Origin of the sequence: Cellulomonas alba, from assembly GCF_030362835.1 — a bacterium.
GTDB lineage: Bacteria > Actinomycetota > Actinomycetes > Actinomycetales > Cellulomonadaceae > Cellulomonas > Cellulomonas alba.
This window is the reverse complement of sequence record NZ_JAUCGQ010000001.1, coordinates 782,567-797,804: the sequence shown is the minus strand read 5'-3', so window position 1 is coordinate 797,804 and position 15,238 is coordinate 782,567. Positions and strand designations below refer to the sequence as shown.

The window sequence follows — 15,238 nt, the reverse complement described above, 5'->3', positions numbered from 1 at the left end:
CATGGAGCAGGACCGGGGGCCGCTCGGCGGCACGCCGGGCGCCGGTGGCGCGACCGGCGCGGGCGGGCAGGGCCGGGTCTGGCCGGGCCGCGTCGTGCGCGCGGTGTCGGGAGTCGCGGTGCTCGGCCTCGTCGGCGCGACCGTCGTCGCGGCGACGCGGCTGCCCGCACGCGACGAGCAGTCGGTCGCGGCGACGCGCGTGCCCGTGCCGGCCGCGACGGCGTCGCTCGTCTGCCCGGGCAGCCCGATCCTGCCGACGAACGCCGGCCGCGGCGACTCGGCGTTCAACCCCGTCCCGGTCGCGCCCGTCACGGGCGTGTCCGCGCTGACGGCCGGCCCGTCCGACGGGCCGGGCGCGATCCTGCCGCTGACGCAGGCGAGCATGCTCGCGACGATCCCCGCAGGCGCCGGCTCGGCGACCGTGCCGAACGTGACGGCGCCGCTCGTCGTCCAGGCCGAGCCCGGGGACGGGACGGCGGCGCGCCTCGCGGGCGTGAGCGCGTCGCTCGTCACGGCCGGTGACCTCCGCGGCCTCGTCGCCGCCTCGTGCCAGGCGCCCAGCGCCGACGCGTGGCTGCTCGGCGGCTCGACCGAGCTGAGCAGCACGGCGCACCTCGTGCTGGTCAACTCGGGCTCCACACCGGCCCAGGTCACGGTGCAGGTCTGGGGACCGAACGGGCTCGCGGACCTGTCGACCGACGAGTACCTCGTCGCGCCCCGCGGTCAGCGCGTGCTCCACCTCGGGGCGCTCGCCGCGCAGCAGCGCCGCGTCGCCGTGCACGTGACCGCGTCGGGCGGCCGCGTCGCAGCGTTCGTGCAGGACTCGTCGCTCGACGGCTTCACGCCGACGGGCACCGACCTCGTCGTCGCCGGCACGCAGCCCGCGGTCGAGCAGGTGGTGCCGGGCGTGTCCGTCACGGCGAGCACCGCCGCGGACGCGGTCGGACCTGCGCTGCGCCTGCTCGTGCCGGGCTCGAAGGGCACCAGGGCGACGATCACGCTGCTCGGGCCTGGGGGCCCGACGCGGCTGCCCGGCGCCGACGCGGTGACGCTCGCCGGCGGCTCGGTGACGGACGTGCCGCTCGGCGGCCTCGCCCCGGGCGCGTACACGGCAGTGGTCCGGGCTGACCGCCCGCTGCTCGCCTCGGCGGTCGTCACGCGACGCGGCGGCGCCGCACCGCAGGGCGGCGGCACGATGATCGACCGCGCGTGGGCGGCCACCGCCGATCCCGGCCGCTCGGGCGTCGTGGCGCTGCCCGCGGGCGCGACCGGGTCGCTCGTGCTCTCCGGCGTCGCGGGCACGGGCGTGACGGGCGACGCGACCGGGACGCTGCGCGTGCTCGGCGCGGGCGGCGCGGTGCTCGCGACGCGTCCGGTGCGGATCGCCGCCGGCTCGACGGGCGCGTGGTCGCTCGCGTCGCTCGCGAGCGGGGAGGAGACGCTCGCGGTCGCGCCCCCGACGCCGGACTCGGCGGACGACGCCGGCGACGACCCGACCGACGACCCGACGCCCGCGCTGCCCACCAACCTCGGCGGCGCGCAGACGTGGTTCGCGCCCGACCCGCCGCCGACGTCCACCGCACCGGCGACGCCGCCGCCGACCGCCGGGCCCGTCGTCACGGGCGTCGACCTCGTGACGGACGCCGGAGCGCACGTGCGCCTCGCGTGGGCGCTCGTGGCGACCGTCGACCGGCCGGACGGCCAGCTCGTCTCGGTGCTCGACCCGGTGCCCGTCGCGGCGGGGACGCCCGACGTCGCGGTCCAGCGCGAGTCGCGGGCCGGGATCCGGTAGCCCGGACGCGGGCCGCCGCGCGTCAGTCCCCGGCGTCGTACCCGGGGTCGACGTCCTCAGGCGAACGCCCGAGCATGTGCGCCACCTGCTCGACGACCACGTCGCGCACCAGGTCGGCGAGGTCGAGCGGGTCGTGCGCGCGGGCCTCGACGGGGCGCCGGTACACGACGATGCGCGCGGGCAGGCCCGCGTCGGCGGGGAAGTACCGGCCGAGCGGCACGCCGCCGCGCTCCCACGGCGCCGGGTTCGACGGCGGCACGTCCTCGACGGCGAACTCGGTGCCGTCCAGCTGGCGCGCCCAGCGGCGCTCGAGGCGCTCGACGGCGTCGAGCACGAGGTCGTCGAACCGCTCGGCCCGCGTGCGGTACGCGGGCATCGTCGCCGGCATGAGGGGGCCGCGCGGGCCGCGGCCGCGACGGTCGCGCCGGCGGACGGGCTGCACGGCGGCGCCCGGCATGCCGAGCGCGCGGCGGGCGCGGTCGGGGACGCGTCGGGACCGGTCGGGCACGGCTGCACTGTAGTCCGGCGCGACGCCCGCGGGCCGGTCCCGCGTGTGGGCGAGGCGGTGTGGGCGGGGCGTTGTACGGTCAGCGCGTGAGATCCGTCCGGCAGTGCTCGCGCACCGCGTGCGGCCGTGCGGCCGTGGCCACCCTGACCTACGTGTACTCGGACTCGACGGCCGTGCTCGGGCCGCTGGCGCAGACGGCGGAGCCGCACTCGTACGACCTGTGCGACTGGCACGCCGAGCGCCTCACCGCCCCGCGCGGCTGGGAGGTCGTGCGGCTGACGCCGGAGTTCGCGCCGGCGCCCCCGAGCCCTGACGACCTGCTCGCGCTCGCCGACGCGGTCCGCGAGGCGGGCCGTCCGCGCCACCTGGCCGAGCCCGTCGCGGAGCCCGTCGGCCTCGCCGAGGCGCCGCGCCGCGGCCACCTGCGCGTCCTGCGCGGGGAGGGCTGAGCGCGTGGCACGCCGCAAGGGAGACGCCGGCCGCGGTCGGGACGCCCACGCCGAGCCACTGGGCTCGGTGAGCCAGCCGCAGTCGATCGTCGTGCCGGGCACGCACGCGTGCCTGCGGTGCGGCGAGACCGAGCTGACGCGCATCCGCATGACGATCTCGGGCGGCCGGCCCGCGGTGTTCGTCTCGTGCCCGTCGTGCGAGCAGACCAACTGGTTCGCGCTCGACGGCGACGGGTCGCCGCTGCCGCGGGAGGACGTCATGGGGCCCGGGAAGCAGAGCTGACGGCCGCTAGGATCCGTGGGTGCCCTCGTCTGACGCCGTCGACCTGTCCGCCCTGATCAAGGCCTACGACGTGCGGGGGGTGGTCCCCGAGGAGCTGAACGCCGACGTCGCGCGCGCCATCGGCGCCGCCTTCGCCGACGTGGTCGCCGTCCCCGAGGGCGCGTCGAGCGTCGTCATCGGCCACGACATGCGCCCCTCGGGCCCCGAGCTGGTCGAGGCCTTCGCCGACGGGATCGCCGGCCGCGGCGTCGACGTCGTGCTGATCGGCCTGTGCTCGACGGACGGGCTGTACTTCGCGTCCGGCTCGCTCGCCACGCCGGGCGCGATGTTCACCGCGAGCCACAACCCCGCGCAGTACAACGGCATCAAGCTGTGCCGCGCGGGCGCACGCCCCGTCGGGCAGGACACCGGCCTGGCGCGCGTGCGCGAGCTCGCGGGCGAGTACCTCGGCACCTCGGTACCGGCCGTCGCGGACGACGAGCGCGGCACCGTGTCCGAGCGCGACATGCTCGCCGAGTACGCCGCGTTCCTCCGCTCGCTCGTCGACCTGTCGGGCATCCGCCCGCTCAAGGTCGTCGTCGACGCCGGGAACGGCATGGGCGGGTTCACGGTCCCGGCCGTGCTCGGTACGGGTGCCGGCCTCCCCGAGCTGCCGCTCGACGTCGTCCCGCTCTACTTCGAGCTGGACGGCACGTTCCCGAACCACGAGGCGAACCCTCTCGAGCCCGCGAACCTGCGCGACCTGCAGGCTGCGGTCGTCGAGCACGGCGCGGACCTCGGCCTTGCGTTCGACGGCGACGCCGACCGGTGCTTCGTCGTCGACGAGAACGGCGACCCGGTGTCGCCGAGCGCGATCACGGCGCTGGTCGGCCTCCGCGAGGTCGCCCGCGAGCAGGCGGCGGGCCACGCGACGCCCACCGTGATCCACAACCTCATCACGTCGCGGGTCGTGCCCGACCTGCTGACTGCGGCCGGCGCCAGGACCGTCCGCACGCGCGTCGGCCACTCGTTCATCAAGGCCCAGATGGCGGAGAACGAGGCCGTCTTCGGCGGCGAGCACAGCGCGCACTACTACTTCCGCGACTTCTTCTTCGCGGACACCGGCATGCTCGCGGCGCTGCACGTGCTCGCGGCGCTCGGGGGCCAGCCCCACCCGCTGTCGGCGCTCGCCGAGGTCTACCAGCCGTACGTGGCGAGCGGTGAGATCAACTCTCGCGTCGCGTCGGTGAAGGCCGCCCGGGCGCGCGTCGTCGAGGCGTACGTGACGCAGCAGGGCGCCGGCCCGGTCGAGGTCGACGAGCTCGACGGCCTCACCGTGTCGCACTGGGACGGCCACCCGCGGTGGTGGTTCAACCTCCGCGCGTCGAACACCGAGCCGCTGCTGCGGCTCAACGTCGAGGCCGCCGACGAGGACATCATGGAGAAGGTGCGCGACGACGTGCTCGCGCTGGTCCGCCAGGGGGAGTCATGACGAGCGACGCCGCGACGCCGACGCCGACGCCGGACGAGACTCCCGCCGCGACGCCCGTCGTGTTCGAGCAGTGGGCCCGCGACCTGCTGCGGTGCCCCGTGACGGGCGCGACGCTCGTCGACGCGACCGGCCCCGACGGCGAGCCCGAGCTGCACTCGACGGACCCGGACAACCCGCTCGCGTACCCCGTCCGCGACGGGATCCCGGTGCTGCTCGCCGACGAGGCGCGGTCGCTGCGCGCCTGACGCCGACCCGGCGGTCATCCCCTCGGACGCGCGCGGGGTGGTCGGGGCCGGGCGGCTAGGGTCGGCGCATGGCGCACGAGGGCGGGACCAGGGCGATCGTCGCGGCACTGGCCGCCAACATCGGGATCGCCGTCACCAAGTTCGTGGCGTTCCTGCTGACGCAGTCGAGCTCGATGCTCGCGGAGGCTGTGCACTCGGTGGCGGACTCGGGCAACCAGCTCCTGCTGCTGCTCGGCGGCCGGCGCGCCAAGCGCGCGCCGGACGCGGAGCACCCGTTCGGCTACGGCCGCGAGCGGTACATGTACGCGTTCATCGTGTCGATCGTGCTGTTCTCGCTCGGTGGCCTGTTCGCGCTCTACGAGGCGTGGCACAAGTGGCAGGACCCGCACCCGATCGAGGGCCGGTGGTGGTGGGTGCCCCTCGCCGTGCTCGGCGTCGCGATCGTGCTCGAGGGGCTGTCGTTCCGCACCGCGATGGGCGAGACGAACAAGCTGCGCGGCGACCGCTCGCTCGTGCAGTACGTGCGCGGAGCGAAGGAGCCCGAGCTGCCGGTGGTGCTGCTCGAGGACAGCGGCGCGCTCGTCGGCCTCGTGCTCGCGCTCTTCGGTGTCGGGCTCACGCTGATCACGCACGACGGCCGGTGGGACGCGCTCGGCAGCGCGAGCATCGGCCTGCTGCTCGTCGCGATCGCGGTCGTCCTCGCCATCGAGACGACGTCGCTGCTGGTGGGGGAGTCGGCGACGGCCGAGCACGTCGACGCCATCCGCGGCGCGCTCGTCGGCCCCGGGGTGCCGTCCGTGATCCACCTGCGCACGCTCCACCTCGGGCCGGACGAGCTGCTGGTCGCGGCGAAGATCGAGGTGCCCGCGGCGACGTCGGCCGCCGACGTGGCCTCCGCGATCGACGCCGCGGAGCAGCGGGTGCGCGCCGCGGTGCCGATCGCCCACGTCATCTACCTCGAGCCGGACCTGCGCCGCGCGGTCGGCTGACGGCTCACCCGCTCGACGCACCCGGCGTCCGGCGGCGCCGCACGCCGAGCGCGCACCGGGCCGGGCCGTCAGTCGACCGGGTCCGGGATCTCGTGGGGGAGGCGTTGCACCAGCGCGGCCTCGGCCGCCTCGAGCTGCGCCTCACGGTGCAGCCGGTGCAGCTCGCGGTCCCGACGTTCGGCGATCACCGCGGCGAGGAACTCCTCGGGGTGCGTGCCTGCCGGCGGCAGCGGGCGCACGTAGCGCTCCACCTCGCGCGTCAGCGCCGTGCCGAGCTCCACGCGGGACCCGGGGTGCAGCTGGGGCGCGCGCGCGAGGAACTGCCGGACCGAGAGAGCGAGGCCGTCGGGCAGGCGCGCGACGTCCGCGCTGCGGGCCCACCAGGCGAGCCGCGGCGGCATCAGCACGACGAACGAGTCGCGGCGGACGCCGCGCACCCGCACCGCGTACGTGCCCGCGAGGATGTCCCCGACGCGCTTGCCCTGCGGGTGCACGGCCGAGCAGATCACAGCGACCGAGCCGAACGTGAGCCACAGCTCGACGACGCCCACGAGCGCGCGCACGAGGGACTGCCGGAAGACGATCGGTCCGCCGTCGTCCCGCACGATGCGGATGCCCACGGCGAGCTTGCCCAGCGACCGCCCGCGCGACAGCGTGTCGACCGCCGTGGGCGTCACGACGGTCACGCCCGCGATCACGACAACGCCCAGCACCCGACCGACCGCATCGCTGTCGGGCAACGGCAGCAGGCCGATCAGCAGGAACAGCGCCAGCACGCCGGCGAACAGGACCGCGAGGTCGATGAGCGCCGCGAGGACGCGCGTCAGCACGGACGCCGGCCGCGCGTCGAGGAGCACGCCCTCGCCGATCACGATGCCGTCCACGCCGCCCCCTCTTGTCGTCTCGCCCGTGCTGGCCGTGCGTCCGCGACGCGCGGCCGCGCCGACCGTCGTCCGCGGCCGTCCGGGTCCCGCCGGTCGCGCCGGTCGCGCCGGTCGCGCCGGTCGCGCCGGTCGTCCACGGTGTGCGCAGACTAGCCGTCGGGCGGGGTGCCGGGATGGCAGGCTGTGCGCGTGGACCTGGACGCCTTCGAGCTCGCGCGCGCCGACCGGTGGCGCCGGCTCGACGAGCTCGCCTCGAGCCGCCGGCGCACGGGTGCGGAGGCCGACGAGCTCGTCCGGCTGTACCAGTCCGCGGCGACCGACCTCTCGGTGATCCGCTCGGCCGCGCCCGACCCCGCCACCGTCTCCCGGCTGTCGCAGCTGCTGGCCAGGGCCAGGGCGGCGATCGCGGGGACGCACGAGCCGAGCTGGCGGGACGTCACGCGATTCCTCGCGGTGCGGTTGCCCGCGGCGCTGTACCGGATCCGGTGGTGGACCGTCGCAGTCATGGGCGCGTTCCTTGCGCTCGCCGTCATCGCGGGCGTCTGGGTCGCGACGCAGCCGGAGGCGCTCGCGGCGATGGGGACGCCCACCGAGCGCGCGGACTACGTCGACAAGGCCTTCGCGTCGTACTACGACCCGGGGGTGGGCTTCGCGGCGACGGTGTGGACCAACAACGCGTGGATCACGGCCGTCTGCGTCGCCACCGGCATCACGGGCGTGGGGCCGGTGTGGATGCTCGCCACCAACGCCGTCGGCGTCGGTGCCGCCGGCGGCCTCATGGCGCACTACGGGCATCTCGGGGTGTTCTTCCAGCTCATCGCGCCGCACGGGCTGCTCGAGCTGACCTCGGTGTTCGTGGCCGGGGCGGCGGGCCTCAAGGTGTTCTGGACGTGGCTCGCCCCCGGCCCGCGGCCCCGCGGGCGTGCGCTCGCCGCCGAGGCGCGCGCGCTGTTCACGGTCGCGATCGGGCTCGCCGGCACGCTCCTGGTGTCCGGGCTGATCGAGGGTTTCGTCACCGGGTCCGGGCTGCCGTGGGGCGCGAAGGTCGCGGTCGGGCTGGTCGCCCTCGCGGCGTTCTGGACGTACGTGCTCGTGCTCGGCGGACGAGCCGTGCGGGCCGGCGAGACCGGCGACCTCGAGGCCGACCGCGCGGGCTACACGGTCGCGGTCGCGGGCTGACGCGCGCGGCGGCGCGCCTCAGCCGACGAGCACGCGGTGCTCTGCCGCGTCGTCGGCCATGAACCGCACGAACACCTCACCCTCCGCCACGAGCGCGCGGCGGGTCGCGCCGTCGACAGCCGTGAACGGCTCGACGTGCAGGGTCGCCAGCGATCGCCCGTTACGGGTGCGGGGCGGGTCGAGCGGCTCGCGGTCGACGCGCCACGTCGCCCTGATGCGTCCGTCGATCAGGACGGTCGCGGGGATGACGCCGTTGGCCCGCGTGAGCGCCTTGCGGTGCTCGTCGTCGACGATGCGGCGGCGGTCGGCGTGCGAGAGGAACAGGTTGTCGTAGTCCGGCAGGAAGCGCACCGGCGCGGGGACGTCCGCGTCCGGCAGGAGTCCGCCGGGCACGTCGAGCAGCTCGCGCGGACGGCCGCCCGGGCTGGCGGGCGGCCCCGGCAGGCGGACCACCGCGTCGCCGAGCCGGTCGACCACCGGCCGCAGGCCGGTCAGCCCCGACCACGTCTGCACGTCCGCGACGCTCGCCGGCCCGAACGCCGCGAGGTACCGCAGAACCACGCGGCCCATCGCGTCGGCCCAGGCGTCGGGCTCGGAGAGGTCCACCGGCGCGAGCCCGAGCCACGACCATGCCGTGGTGAGCGTCGGCGCGCCGGACCTGCCCCAGACGCCGCGCGGGGGCACCTGGACCAGCGGCAACGTGCCGCGGGCCGCATGGGCCAGGGAGCCGGGCGGGACGTCGGGGAAGCGTTCCGCCAGCAGCCGACCGAGCTCGGTGGTCGCGCGGGGCTGCTCCTCGACGAGCGTCCGCGCGGCCGCCGTGACCGCGGGGACGTCGACGCGCCGCAGGTGGGCGGCGTGCGCCTGGTTGACCAGCAGGTCGCGCGCGAGCAGGGGCCGGCACAGCGCGGGGAGCAGCACGGCGTCCGCGGCGGTGACGAGGTGGATCGTGCCGCGCACCACGACGATGCGCGCGACCTGTCGGGCGACGAGAGCGTCCGCGAGCTCGGCGTGCCGGAACCCGGCGAGGCGGCTCCACAGCCCGACGTAGGGCGACCATCCGTTCTGCGCCTGCAGGCCGACGAGCTCGTCGACCATCGACAGGGCCGGGGCGTCGGAGCGCTCGAGGAGGTGCTGGCGGGCGAGCAGCGCGCGGTTGAGCGCGGCCGTGGTCAGCGGTCCGTCGGGCACGGCACGACCCTAGGGCCCGCCGCCGACATCCCACGGGGCGAGCGGCAGGTGCTCGTCGTGCTCGCCGCCGGCGCCGCAGCCCGAGCGGTAGCCGTCCGGCATCCGCGGGTACGCCTGCGTCCAGTACTGCCGCGCGAGCGCCACCGCCTCGTCGCGCGTCGCCCCCAGCGCCATCGCGGTGCGGGCGTCGCGCTGGACGGCGGCGCACTCCGCCCGGGACTCGTCGAGGAGCCCCGCCATGTGCATCGACTCGTGCGTCAGGACGTGCACGGCGACGACCTCGTCGAGCGAGGCACGCCGCTTGTCGGACCCGAGCCACCTGCGCAGGTCACGGCACGCGTCGTACGCGAGCACGGTCGAGTGCTCCGGCACGCCCGTGGCGTCCCACCGCACGTAGCCGAGCTCGCCACCGGCATGGACGAACGTCTCGCTCGGGGTCTGGCAGTGCACGGTCACCGGCGCCCCGACGAGGCCGCCCGCCACCGCGGAGAGCCGGTGCTCGAGCCGGTCGTGGAGCCAGAGCGGCACCGCGCACGCCACGGCGAGACCGAGCGCGACCGCCACGGTGATCGTCGGGAAGGGACGCCGCCGCCCGAGCGCGTCGTACCGGCGCAGCACCCATCGGCTGCTCGCCACGCCTGCGACGGCGAGCAGCACGACGAGCGCGGAGGCGAGCACCACGTCCGAGAGATCGGCGCGCCGCGGGCCGCGCTTCAGTCCGTCGGGGGCTGAGGTCTCAGAGCCGGCCCGCGGCCTTGAGCGCGAGATAGGTGTCCGCGAGGCGCGGCGCGAGCTCGTCGGGAAGCGCCTCGAGCACCTCGACGCCGCGCTGGCGCAGGCGCGTCGCGACCGCCTGGCGCTCGAGGCCGACGCGCTCGGCGGCGGCGGCGTCGAACACGGCGGCCGCGTCGTCCCGAGCAGCCCGGAGCTCCGCCACCTCGGGGTCGGCGACGGACGCGAGCACCACCTGGTGGCGCGCCGTCAGCTGGCCGACGACGCCGAGCAGACCCTGCTCGACCGCGGCCGGGTCGAGTGCCGTGAGCAGCACGACGAGCGCGCGCTGGCTGAGCCGCTCCTGCACCTGCGCGACGACGCCGGACCAGTCGGTTTCTACGAGCTCGGCATCGACGGTCGCGAGCGCGTCGGCGAGCCCCGACATCAGTCGCGGGGCGCCCGTCCCCGCGACGCGCGCGCGCACGCGCCGGTCGTACGCGAGCAGCTCGACCCGGTCGCCCGCGCGGCTGGCGAGCGCCGCGAGCAGCAGGGCGGCCTCGATGGACGCGTCGAGCCGCGGCGCGTCGAGCACCCGGACCGCCGACGTGCGCCCCGCGTCGACCACGACGAACACGCGCCGGTCGCGCTCGGGCCGCCACGTGCGGACGACGACGTCGCCGCGGCGCGCGGTGGCGCGCCAGTCGATCGCTCGGACGTCGTCGCCGACGACGTACTCGCGCAGCGAGTCGAACTCGGTGCCCGGGCCGCGCACCTGCACGGCGGCGCGGCCGTCGAGCTCGCGCAGGCGCGCGAGGCGGCTCGGCAGGTGCCGGCGGGACGCGAACTCCGGCAGCACGCGCAGCCGCCCGGGCACGTCGATCGACGCCTGCCGGCCGGCGAGGCGCAGCGGGCCGACCGTCCGGATCGTCACGCGGTCGGCGACGCGGTCACCCCGACGCGTCGGCACGAGCGTCGTCGTCAGGCGCCGCGCCTCGGCCGGCGGCAGGTCGACCGGCTGACGCGACGGACCGGCGCCCGCCGACGGCGGCCACGCGTCGCGGACGAGACCGCGCAGGTGACGCCGTCCGACGTTCGTGAGCGTCAGAGTCGACGTCGCGCGCTCCGTCAGCCGCACCGATGCCGGGACGGCGCGCTCGATCGCGACCCGGCGCGGGGACGCCGCGAGCGCCGCGTCGAGGATGCACGCGAGCACGACGAGCAGCGCCCACAGCAGCACGGTCCCGGTGGCGGGCACGAGCAGCACCAGCGGGACCGCGAGCGCGGCGAGCGCGACGGCCCGCCAGGTCAGCGCCACGTCAGCGCGGCACCGGCACGGACGCCAGCACGCTGTCGAGCACGGACTCGGCGGTGACGCCCTCGAGCTCGGCCTCGGCGCGCAGCTGCACACGGTGGCGCAGCGTCGGGTGCGCGAGCGCCTTGACGTCGTCCGGCGTCACGTACGTGCGGCCCGAGAGCCATGCCCACGCTCGCGACGTCGCGAGCAGCGCGGTCGCGCCGCGCGGCGAGACGCCGAGGGCGAGCGACGGCGACTGGCGCGTCGCGCGGCAGACGTCGACGGCGTAGCCGAGCACCTCGCGCGCGACCTGGACGCGCGCCACCTCGGCCCGTGCACGGGCCAGCGCGGCGGCGTCCGCGACGGGCCGCACGCCCGCCCCGCGGAGGTCGCGCGGGTCGAAGCCGGCGGCGTGCCGCGCCAGCACCTCCACCTCGTCCGCGCGCTCCGGCAGCGGCAGCGTCAGCTTGAGCAGGAACCGGTCGAGCTGCGCCTCGGGGAGCGGGTACGTGCCCTCGTACTCGACCGGGTTCTGGGTCGCGACCACGACGAACGGATCGGGCAGCGGCCGGGGCGTCCCGTCGACCGTCACCTGCCGCTCCTCCATCGCCTCGAGCAGCGACGCCTGCGTCTTCGGCGGCGTCCGGTTGATCTCGTCCGCGAGCAGCAGGTTGGTGAACACGGGCCCCTCCCGGAACGAGAACTGCGCCGTCCGGGCGTCGTACACGAGCGAGCCGGTGACGTCGCCGGGCATCAGGTCGGGCGTGAACTGCACGCGCTTGGTGTCGAGCGACAGCGCGGCGGACAGCGTGCGGACCAGCAGCGTCTTGGCGACGCCCGGCACGCCCTCGAGCAGCACGTGCCCGCGGCAGAGCAGCGCGATCACGAGCCCGCTCACCGCGGCGTCCTGCCCCACGACGGCCTTGCCGACCTCGCCGCGCAGCCGGGCGAGCGCGTCGCGGACGTCCGACGCCGGCTCGGCCGCGGGCATCGTGGGGGGCGACACGGTCGCCGCGGCTGGCGCGGCGACGGGCGCGGCAGCCGGCGCCGTCGCCGGGACGGGTGACTGCGGCGTCGGCGGTGCGGCCGCCACCGGCGCGGGCCCGTTCGGGGTCTGTTCGCTCACGGGTGCTGAACCTCGCTCTCCAGGTCGTCCAGGTCCCGGGCCAGCCGGGTCAGGGCGCTGTCGTCGGTGGGTGGTGGTCCGTACAGCAGGTGCGCGACGGTGCCTGGCTCGCGTCCGGTGGCACGCGCGACGGCGGCGACGACGGCGGCCGGTTCCGCGGAGCGCGGCAGGCCGAGCCGCGCCGCGCACCGCGTGGCCGTCCCCGCGCGCAGCGCCGCCCCGGCGTGCCCGTGCGCGCGCGCCCGGCGGTAGAGCCGCCCGCGGCCGCGCGTCGCCTCGCCCGAGCGGACGACGACGGGCAGGGGCTCGAGCACGAGCCTGCCGAGCCGCCGTCCGCGCCAGAGCGCCGCGACCGCCAGCACGAGCAGCAGCGCGAGCCCCACGAGCGGCACGGTGCGCGGCACGAGGTCGACGAGGCTCGGCCCGGTGCTCGCGTCCGACGCGCCGCTCGTGTCGTCGACGGACGGGACGTACCAGACGAGGTCGCGGTGCCGGCCGAGCATCCGCAGCACGAGCGCCGCGTTGCCCTCGTCCGCGAGGCCGGCGTTCTCGAGGGGCGCGGCGTCGGAGAGCGCCGCGATGCGCGGGCTGCCCGCCACGACGGCGTACGCACCCGAGCGCGAGACCGCGCCGCTGCCGGGGAAGCAGACGACCGCGCCGGGGCCGAGCGCCTCGACCGCCCCCGCCGCGGTGATCGTCCCCGCGGCTCGCGCGTCGGGGTCGTCGCACGCGGCGTCGCGCGCCTCCACGTCCGACGAGGCCGACGCGCCCAGCGCGCGGAGCTGGTCCGTGAGCCGCTCGAGCGCCCAGCCGGCGTCCACGAGCGCGAGGTCCGCCCCGGTCGCGGCCAGGGCGTCGACCTGGTCCTCGTCGAGGAGCCGGTCGCTCGCGACGAGGAGCGTCGTGCCCGGGTGCGCAGCGGCGCGCACGTCGGCGATCCTGCGCACGTAGTGCACGTGCACGCCCTGGCGGCCGAGGATCTGCGCGGCGGCGCGCGCACCGTCGGGCGCCGGGTTGTCGGGGGCGAGGCGGACCGACGACGTCCGCGGCTCGGGCAGCGCCGCGAGCAGCGCGACCAGCACGAGCCCGACGACGATCGCGAGGAGCACCCGCCACCGGCGCCACCGGCCCGCGGCACGGGTGCGTGCGGTCGTCCCGTCGCCGACGACGGGTGCGCTGCGGGTCAGGACGGGCGTGCTCATCGGGTCGCACCCGCGAGCGAGGGCCGCGACTCGCGCCGTGCGGCCGCGACGCGGCGATCCACGTCCCGCAGCGCGGCGTCGTCCCCGGCGGACGGGTGCGCGTCGCCGTACGCGACGTCGTCGAACAGCTGGGCGGCCCGGGACAGCTCGGCCGACACCGTCGGCAGGCGCCCACCGGCCTCGCCCGCGGCCTCGTGCGCGGTGCGACCGGGCAGCTCGTCGAGCACCGCACGCTCCTCGAGCGAGCGCACGATCGCGCGGAACCGCTCGACGACGGCGGTCGACCAGTCGCCGCGGGCCGCCGCAGCATCCGCGTCCGCGCGCATCCGGGCTGCCGACCGGCGGTCGTCGTGCGCCAGCACCCCGCGCGTGCGGGGCGACCGGTGGTTCCGCCGGACGGGACCCGCGACCCAGAACGCGACGGCCGCGATCACGGCCAGCACCGCCACCACGACCAGCACCGCCGCCGGTGCGGGCAGCCCGGCGGTGTGCAGCCCGGAGAGCTGCTGCGCGATCCAGTCGACGATCCGCTCGAGCAGCGAGCGCCCCCGGTGGTAGACGGGATCGGTCAGCTCCTGCTGTGCCCACCGGCGAGCCGTCGGTGCGTCGGGCTGGACGGGCACCCGACCGAGGGCGAGCGTCACGCCGCGCTCTGCGCCGCCCGCGCGAGCTCGACGTCGAGCCCCTCGCGCCGCATGCGCACGTCGATATACAGCAGCGCGACGACCGCGGCGAGGAACGTCGTGGCGAGGGTGTCCGCGACGATGTTCGCGAGCGCGACGACCGCGATCGAGGCGAACGAGTCGGCCTGGCCGTCGAGCAGGAACTGCGCGACGGCCGTCGCGGGCACCGAGATCAGCTGGACCACGACGCTGACGATGATCGCGGACAGCAAGTAGATGCCCAGCAGCCGCCAGTAGCTGCCGCGGGTGAGCCGCCACGCGCGCGCCACGGTGCGCCAGAAGCCCTTGCCCTCGAGCATCAGCGCCGGGGGCACGAGCAGCGTCCGCACGAAGAACCACGCGAACCCGACCACCAGCCCGAGCCCGAGCGTCAGCCCTGCCAGGACCGCCGCACCCGCGCCGACGGAGTCCGCGAGCACGACGACGAGCCCCACGCCGAGCGCGACGACCAGGCCGGAGCCCAGCGCCGTGAGCAGCGAGAAGCCGACGACCCACCACACGCGGGTCGACCGGAGCACCTCGCCGATCGAGACGGTGCGCCCGAGCACCGACCGGCTCACCGAGACGATGACCAGGCCGGTGAGCACCGTGGTCGCGATCGAGACGAGCGGCAGCGTCAGCAGCGTGCTCAGCGACGAGCCGAGCGAGTCGCTCGCGCCGAGCTCGCCCGTCGGGTCCACCTGGTCGGCGACGCCGGCGGTCTGCTCCTCGAGGAACCCTCGCAGGTACCAGGCGAGCGCCGTCTGGATCACGACGCCGACGGTCACGACGAGCGCGGCGACGCCGAACATGACCCGCGGGTTGGCGCGCACCGCGCGGAACGAGCCGTCGAGGATCTCCCCGAGGCCGAGCGGGCGCAGCGGCACGATGCCCGGCTGGAGCGCCGGCGGCCGCCAGCCGGGTGCCTGCCACCCCGGGCCGGTCTGCCAGCCGGGTCCACCCGGTCCGGGCGCGCCGGGTGCCGTCTGCCAGCCCGGCGCGGACTGCCAGCCCGTGGGCGCGCCGGGCGCGGCCTGACCCGGGACGGGAGCCGGCACCGGTGCGCTGCCCGGCTGCGGCGCGGGCACGGGCACGGGCGCCCCGGACGAGCCCGCGGTCGGCTGACCCGACCCGCCGGGCGCCGTCCACGCCGGGGGGCGTGGTGCGTCGTCGTGCGGGTTCGTCATGCGCGCGCGGCTCCTCGCTGGTCGTCGCCCGGCTGTCGGGTGACCGCCGCGCCCTCCGGTCG

The 15,238-nt window shown here is 76.8% G+C and carries 16 protein-coding genes; 7 read left to right on the top strand and 9 right to left on the bottom strand.

Features of this window, described 5'->3' with window-relative positions:
- Position 1: 1 nt before the first annotated feature.
- Positions 2 to 1,792, top strand: coding sequence for a DUF5719 family protein (locus QRT04_RS03605; RefSeq protein WP_289453550.1), 1,791 nt, complete (start codon positions 2 to 4; stop codon positions 1,790 to 1,792).
- Positions 1,793 to 1,814: 22 nt separating this feature from the next.
- On the opposite strand, the gene QRT04_RS03600 is transcribed toward QRT04_RS03605, so the two are convergent.
- A complete protein-coding gene (locus tag QRT04_RS03600; RefSeq protein ID WP_407653603.1) occupies positions 1,815 to 2,249 on the bottom strand; it encodes a metallopeptidase family protein in 435 nt (144 codons plus the stop codon).
- A 137-nt stretch (positions 2,250 to 2,386) separates the two neighbouring features.
- Between QRT04_RS03600 and QRT04_RS03595 the strand changes: the two genes are divergently transcribed.
- The 5 genes from QRT04_RS03595 (at position 2,387) to QRT04_RS03575 (ending at position 5,737) form a co-directional block, all read left to right on the top strand.
- The gene (locus QRT04_RS03595; protein ID WP_289453548.1) at positions 2,387 to 2,749 is read left to right on the top strand and encodes a DUF3499 domain-containing protein; all 363 of its coding nucleotides are present in this window, start codon (positions 2,387 to 2,389) and stop codon (positions 2,747 to 2,749) included.
- A gap of 67 nt (positions 2,750 to 2,816) precedes the next feature.
- Positions 2,817 to 3,032, top strand: coding sequence for a hypothetical protein (locus tag QRT04_RS03590; protein WP_289453547.1), 216 nt, complete (start codon positions 2,817 to 2,819; stop codon positions 3,030 to 3,032).
- Positions 3,033 to 3,051: 19 nt separating this feature from the next.
- Entirely contained in the window at positions 3,052 to 4,503 is a 1,452-nt protein-coding gene (locus QRT04_RS03585) for a phosphomannomutase/phosphoglucomutase (RefSeq protein WP_289453546.1), read from the top strand.
- On the top strand, positions 4,500 to 4,748 hold the full coding sequence (locus QRT04_RS03580) for a Trm112 family protein (RefSeq protein ID WP_289453545.1): 249 nt from the start codon (positions 4,500 to 4,502) through the stop codon (positions 4,746 to 4,748). The genes QRT04_RS03585 and QRT04_RS03580 overlap by 4 nt, the downstream gene beginning before the upstream one ends.
- Positions 4,749 to 4,816: 68 nt before the next feature.
- Complete coding sequence (locus QRT04_RS03575) at positions 4,817 to 5,737, top strand: cation diffusion facilitator family transporter (RefSeq protein WP_289453544.1); 921 nt, start codon at positions 4,817 to 4,819, stop codon at positions 5,735 to 5,737.
- Between the two features lie 68 nt (positions 5,738 to 5,805).
- On the opposite strand, the gene QRT04_RS03570 is transcribed toward QRT04_RS03575, so the two are convergent.
- Complete coding sequence (locus tag QRT04_RS03570; RefSeq protein ID WP_289453543.1) at positions 5,806 to 6,621, bottom strand: RDD family protein; 816 nt, start codon at positions 6,619 to 6,621, stop codon at positions 5,806 to 5,808.
- Between the two features lie 189 nt (positions 6,622 to 6,810).
- On the opposite strand from QRT04_RS03570, the gene QRT04_RS03565 reads away from it, so the two are divergent.
- Positions 6,811 to 7,800 carry a stage II sporulation protein M gene (locus QRT04_RS03565; RefSeq protein WP_289453542.1) on the top strand — a complete coding sequence of 330 codons (990 nt, stop codon included), beginning with the start codon at positions 6,811 to 6,813 and terminating at the stop codon, positions 7,798 to 7,800.
- A gap of 18 nt (positions 7,801 to 7,818) precedes the next feature.
- On the opposite strand, the gene QRT04_RS03560 is transcribed toward QRT04_RS03565, so the two are convergent.
- Genes QRT04_RS03560 through QRT04_RS03530 form a run of 7 tightly spaced genes read right to left on the bottom strand, consistent with a single transcriptional unit; the run spans position 7,819 to position 15,176 of the window.
- Complete coding sequence (locus QRT04_RS03560) at positions 7,819 to 8,991, bottom strand: winged helix DNA-binding domain-containing protein (protein ID WP_289453541.1); 1,173 nt, start codon at positions 8,989 to 8,991, stop codon at positions 7,819 to 7,821.
- A gap of 9 nt (positions 8,992 to 9,000) precedes the next feature.
- On the bottom strand, positions 9,001 to 9,672 hold the full coding sequence (locus tag QRT04_RS03555) for a hypothetical protein (RefSeq protein WP_289453540.1): 672 nt from the start codon (positions 9,670 to 9,672) through the stop codon (positions 9,001 to 9,003).
- Between the two features lie 55 nt (positions 9,673 to 9,727).
- Positions 9,728 to 11,020 (bottom strand): DUF58 domain-containing protein, encoded by a 1,293-nt coding sequence (locus QRT04_RS03550; protein ID WP_289453539.1) that lies wholly within the window; start codon positions 11,018 to 11,020, stop codon positions 9,728 to 9,730.
- A 1-nt stretch (position 11,021) separates the two neighbouring features.
- A complete protein-coding gene (locus QRT04_RS03545) occupies positions 11,022 to 12,125 on the bottom strand; it encodes an AAA family ATPase (protein ID WP_456064473.1) in 1,104 nt (367 codons plus the stop codon).
- On the bottom strand, positions 12,122 to 13,327 hold the full coding sequence (locus QRT04_RS03540; RefSeq protein ID WP_289453538.1) for a DUF4350 domain-containing protein: 1,206 nt from the start codon (positions 13,325 to 13,327) through the stop codon (positions 12,122 to 12,124). Before QRT04_RS03540 ends, QRT04_RS03545 begins: the two co-directional genes overlap by 4 nt.
- On the bottom strand, positions 13,324 to 13,971 hold the full coding sequence (locus QRT04_RS03535; RefSeq protein ID WP_289453537.1) for a DUF4129 domain-containing protein: 648 nt from the start codon (positions 13,969 to 13,971) through the stop codon (positions 13,324 to 13,326). The genes QRT04_RS03540 and QRT04_RS03535 overlap by 4 nt, the downstream gene beginning before the upstream one ends.
- Complete coding sequence (locus QRT04_RS03530; protein ID WP_289453535.1) at positions 13,968 to 15,176, bottom strand: hypothetical protein; 1,209 nt, start codon at positions 15,174 to 15,176, stop codon at positions 13,968 to 13,970. Before QRT04_RS03530 ends, QRT04_RS03535 begins: the two co-directional genes overlap by 4 nt.
- Positions 15,177 to 15,238: the final 62 nt, after the last annotated feature.

Coding starts and splice junctions, on each gene's coding strand:
- QRT04_RS03605 (WP_289453550.1), top strand. CDS start 2: ATGGAGCAGGACCGGGGGCCGCTCGGCGGCACGCCGGGCGCCGGTGGC.
- QRT04_RS03600 (WP_407653603.1), bottom strand. CDS start 2,249: ATGCCGGGCGCCGCCGTGCAGCCCGTCCGCCGGCGCGACCGTCGCGGC.
- QRT04_RS03580 (WP_289453545.1), top strand. CDS start 4,500: ATGACGAGCGACGCCGCGACGCCGACGCCGACGCCGGACGAGACTCCC.
- QRT04_RS03575 (WP_289453544.1), top strand. CDS start 4,817: ATGGCGCACGAGGGCGGGACCAGGGCGATCGTCGCGGCACTGGCCGCC.
- QRT04_RS03540 (WP_289453538.1), bottom strand. CDS start 13,327: ATGAGCACGCCCGTCCTGACCCGCAGCGCACCCGTCGTCGGCGACGGG.
- QRT04_RS03530 (WP_289453535.1), bottom strand. CDS start 15,176: ATGACGAACCCGCACGACGACGCACCACGCCCCCCGGCGTGGACGGCG.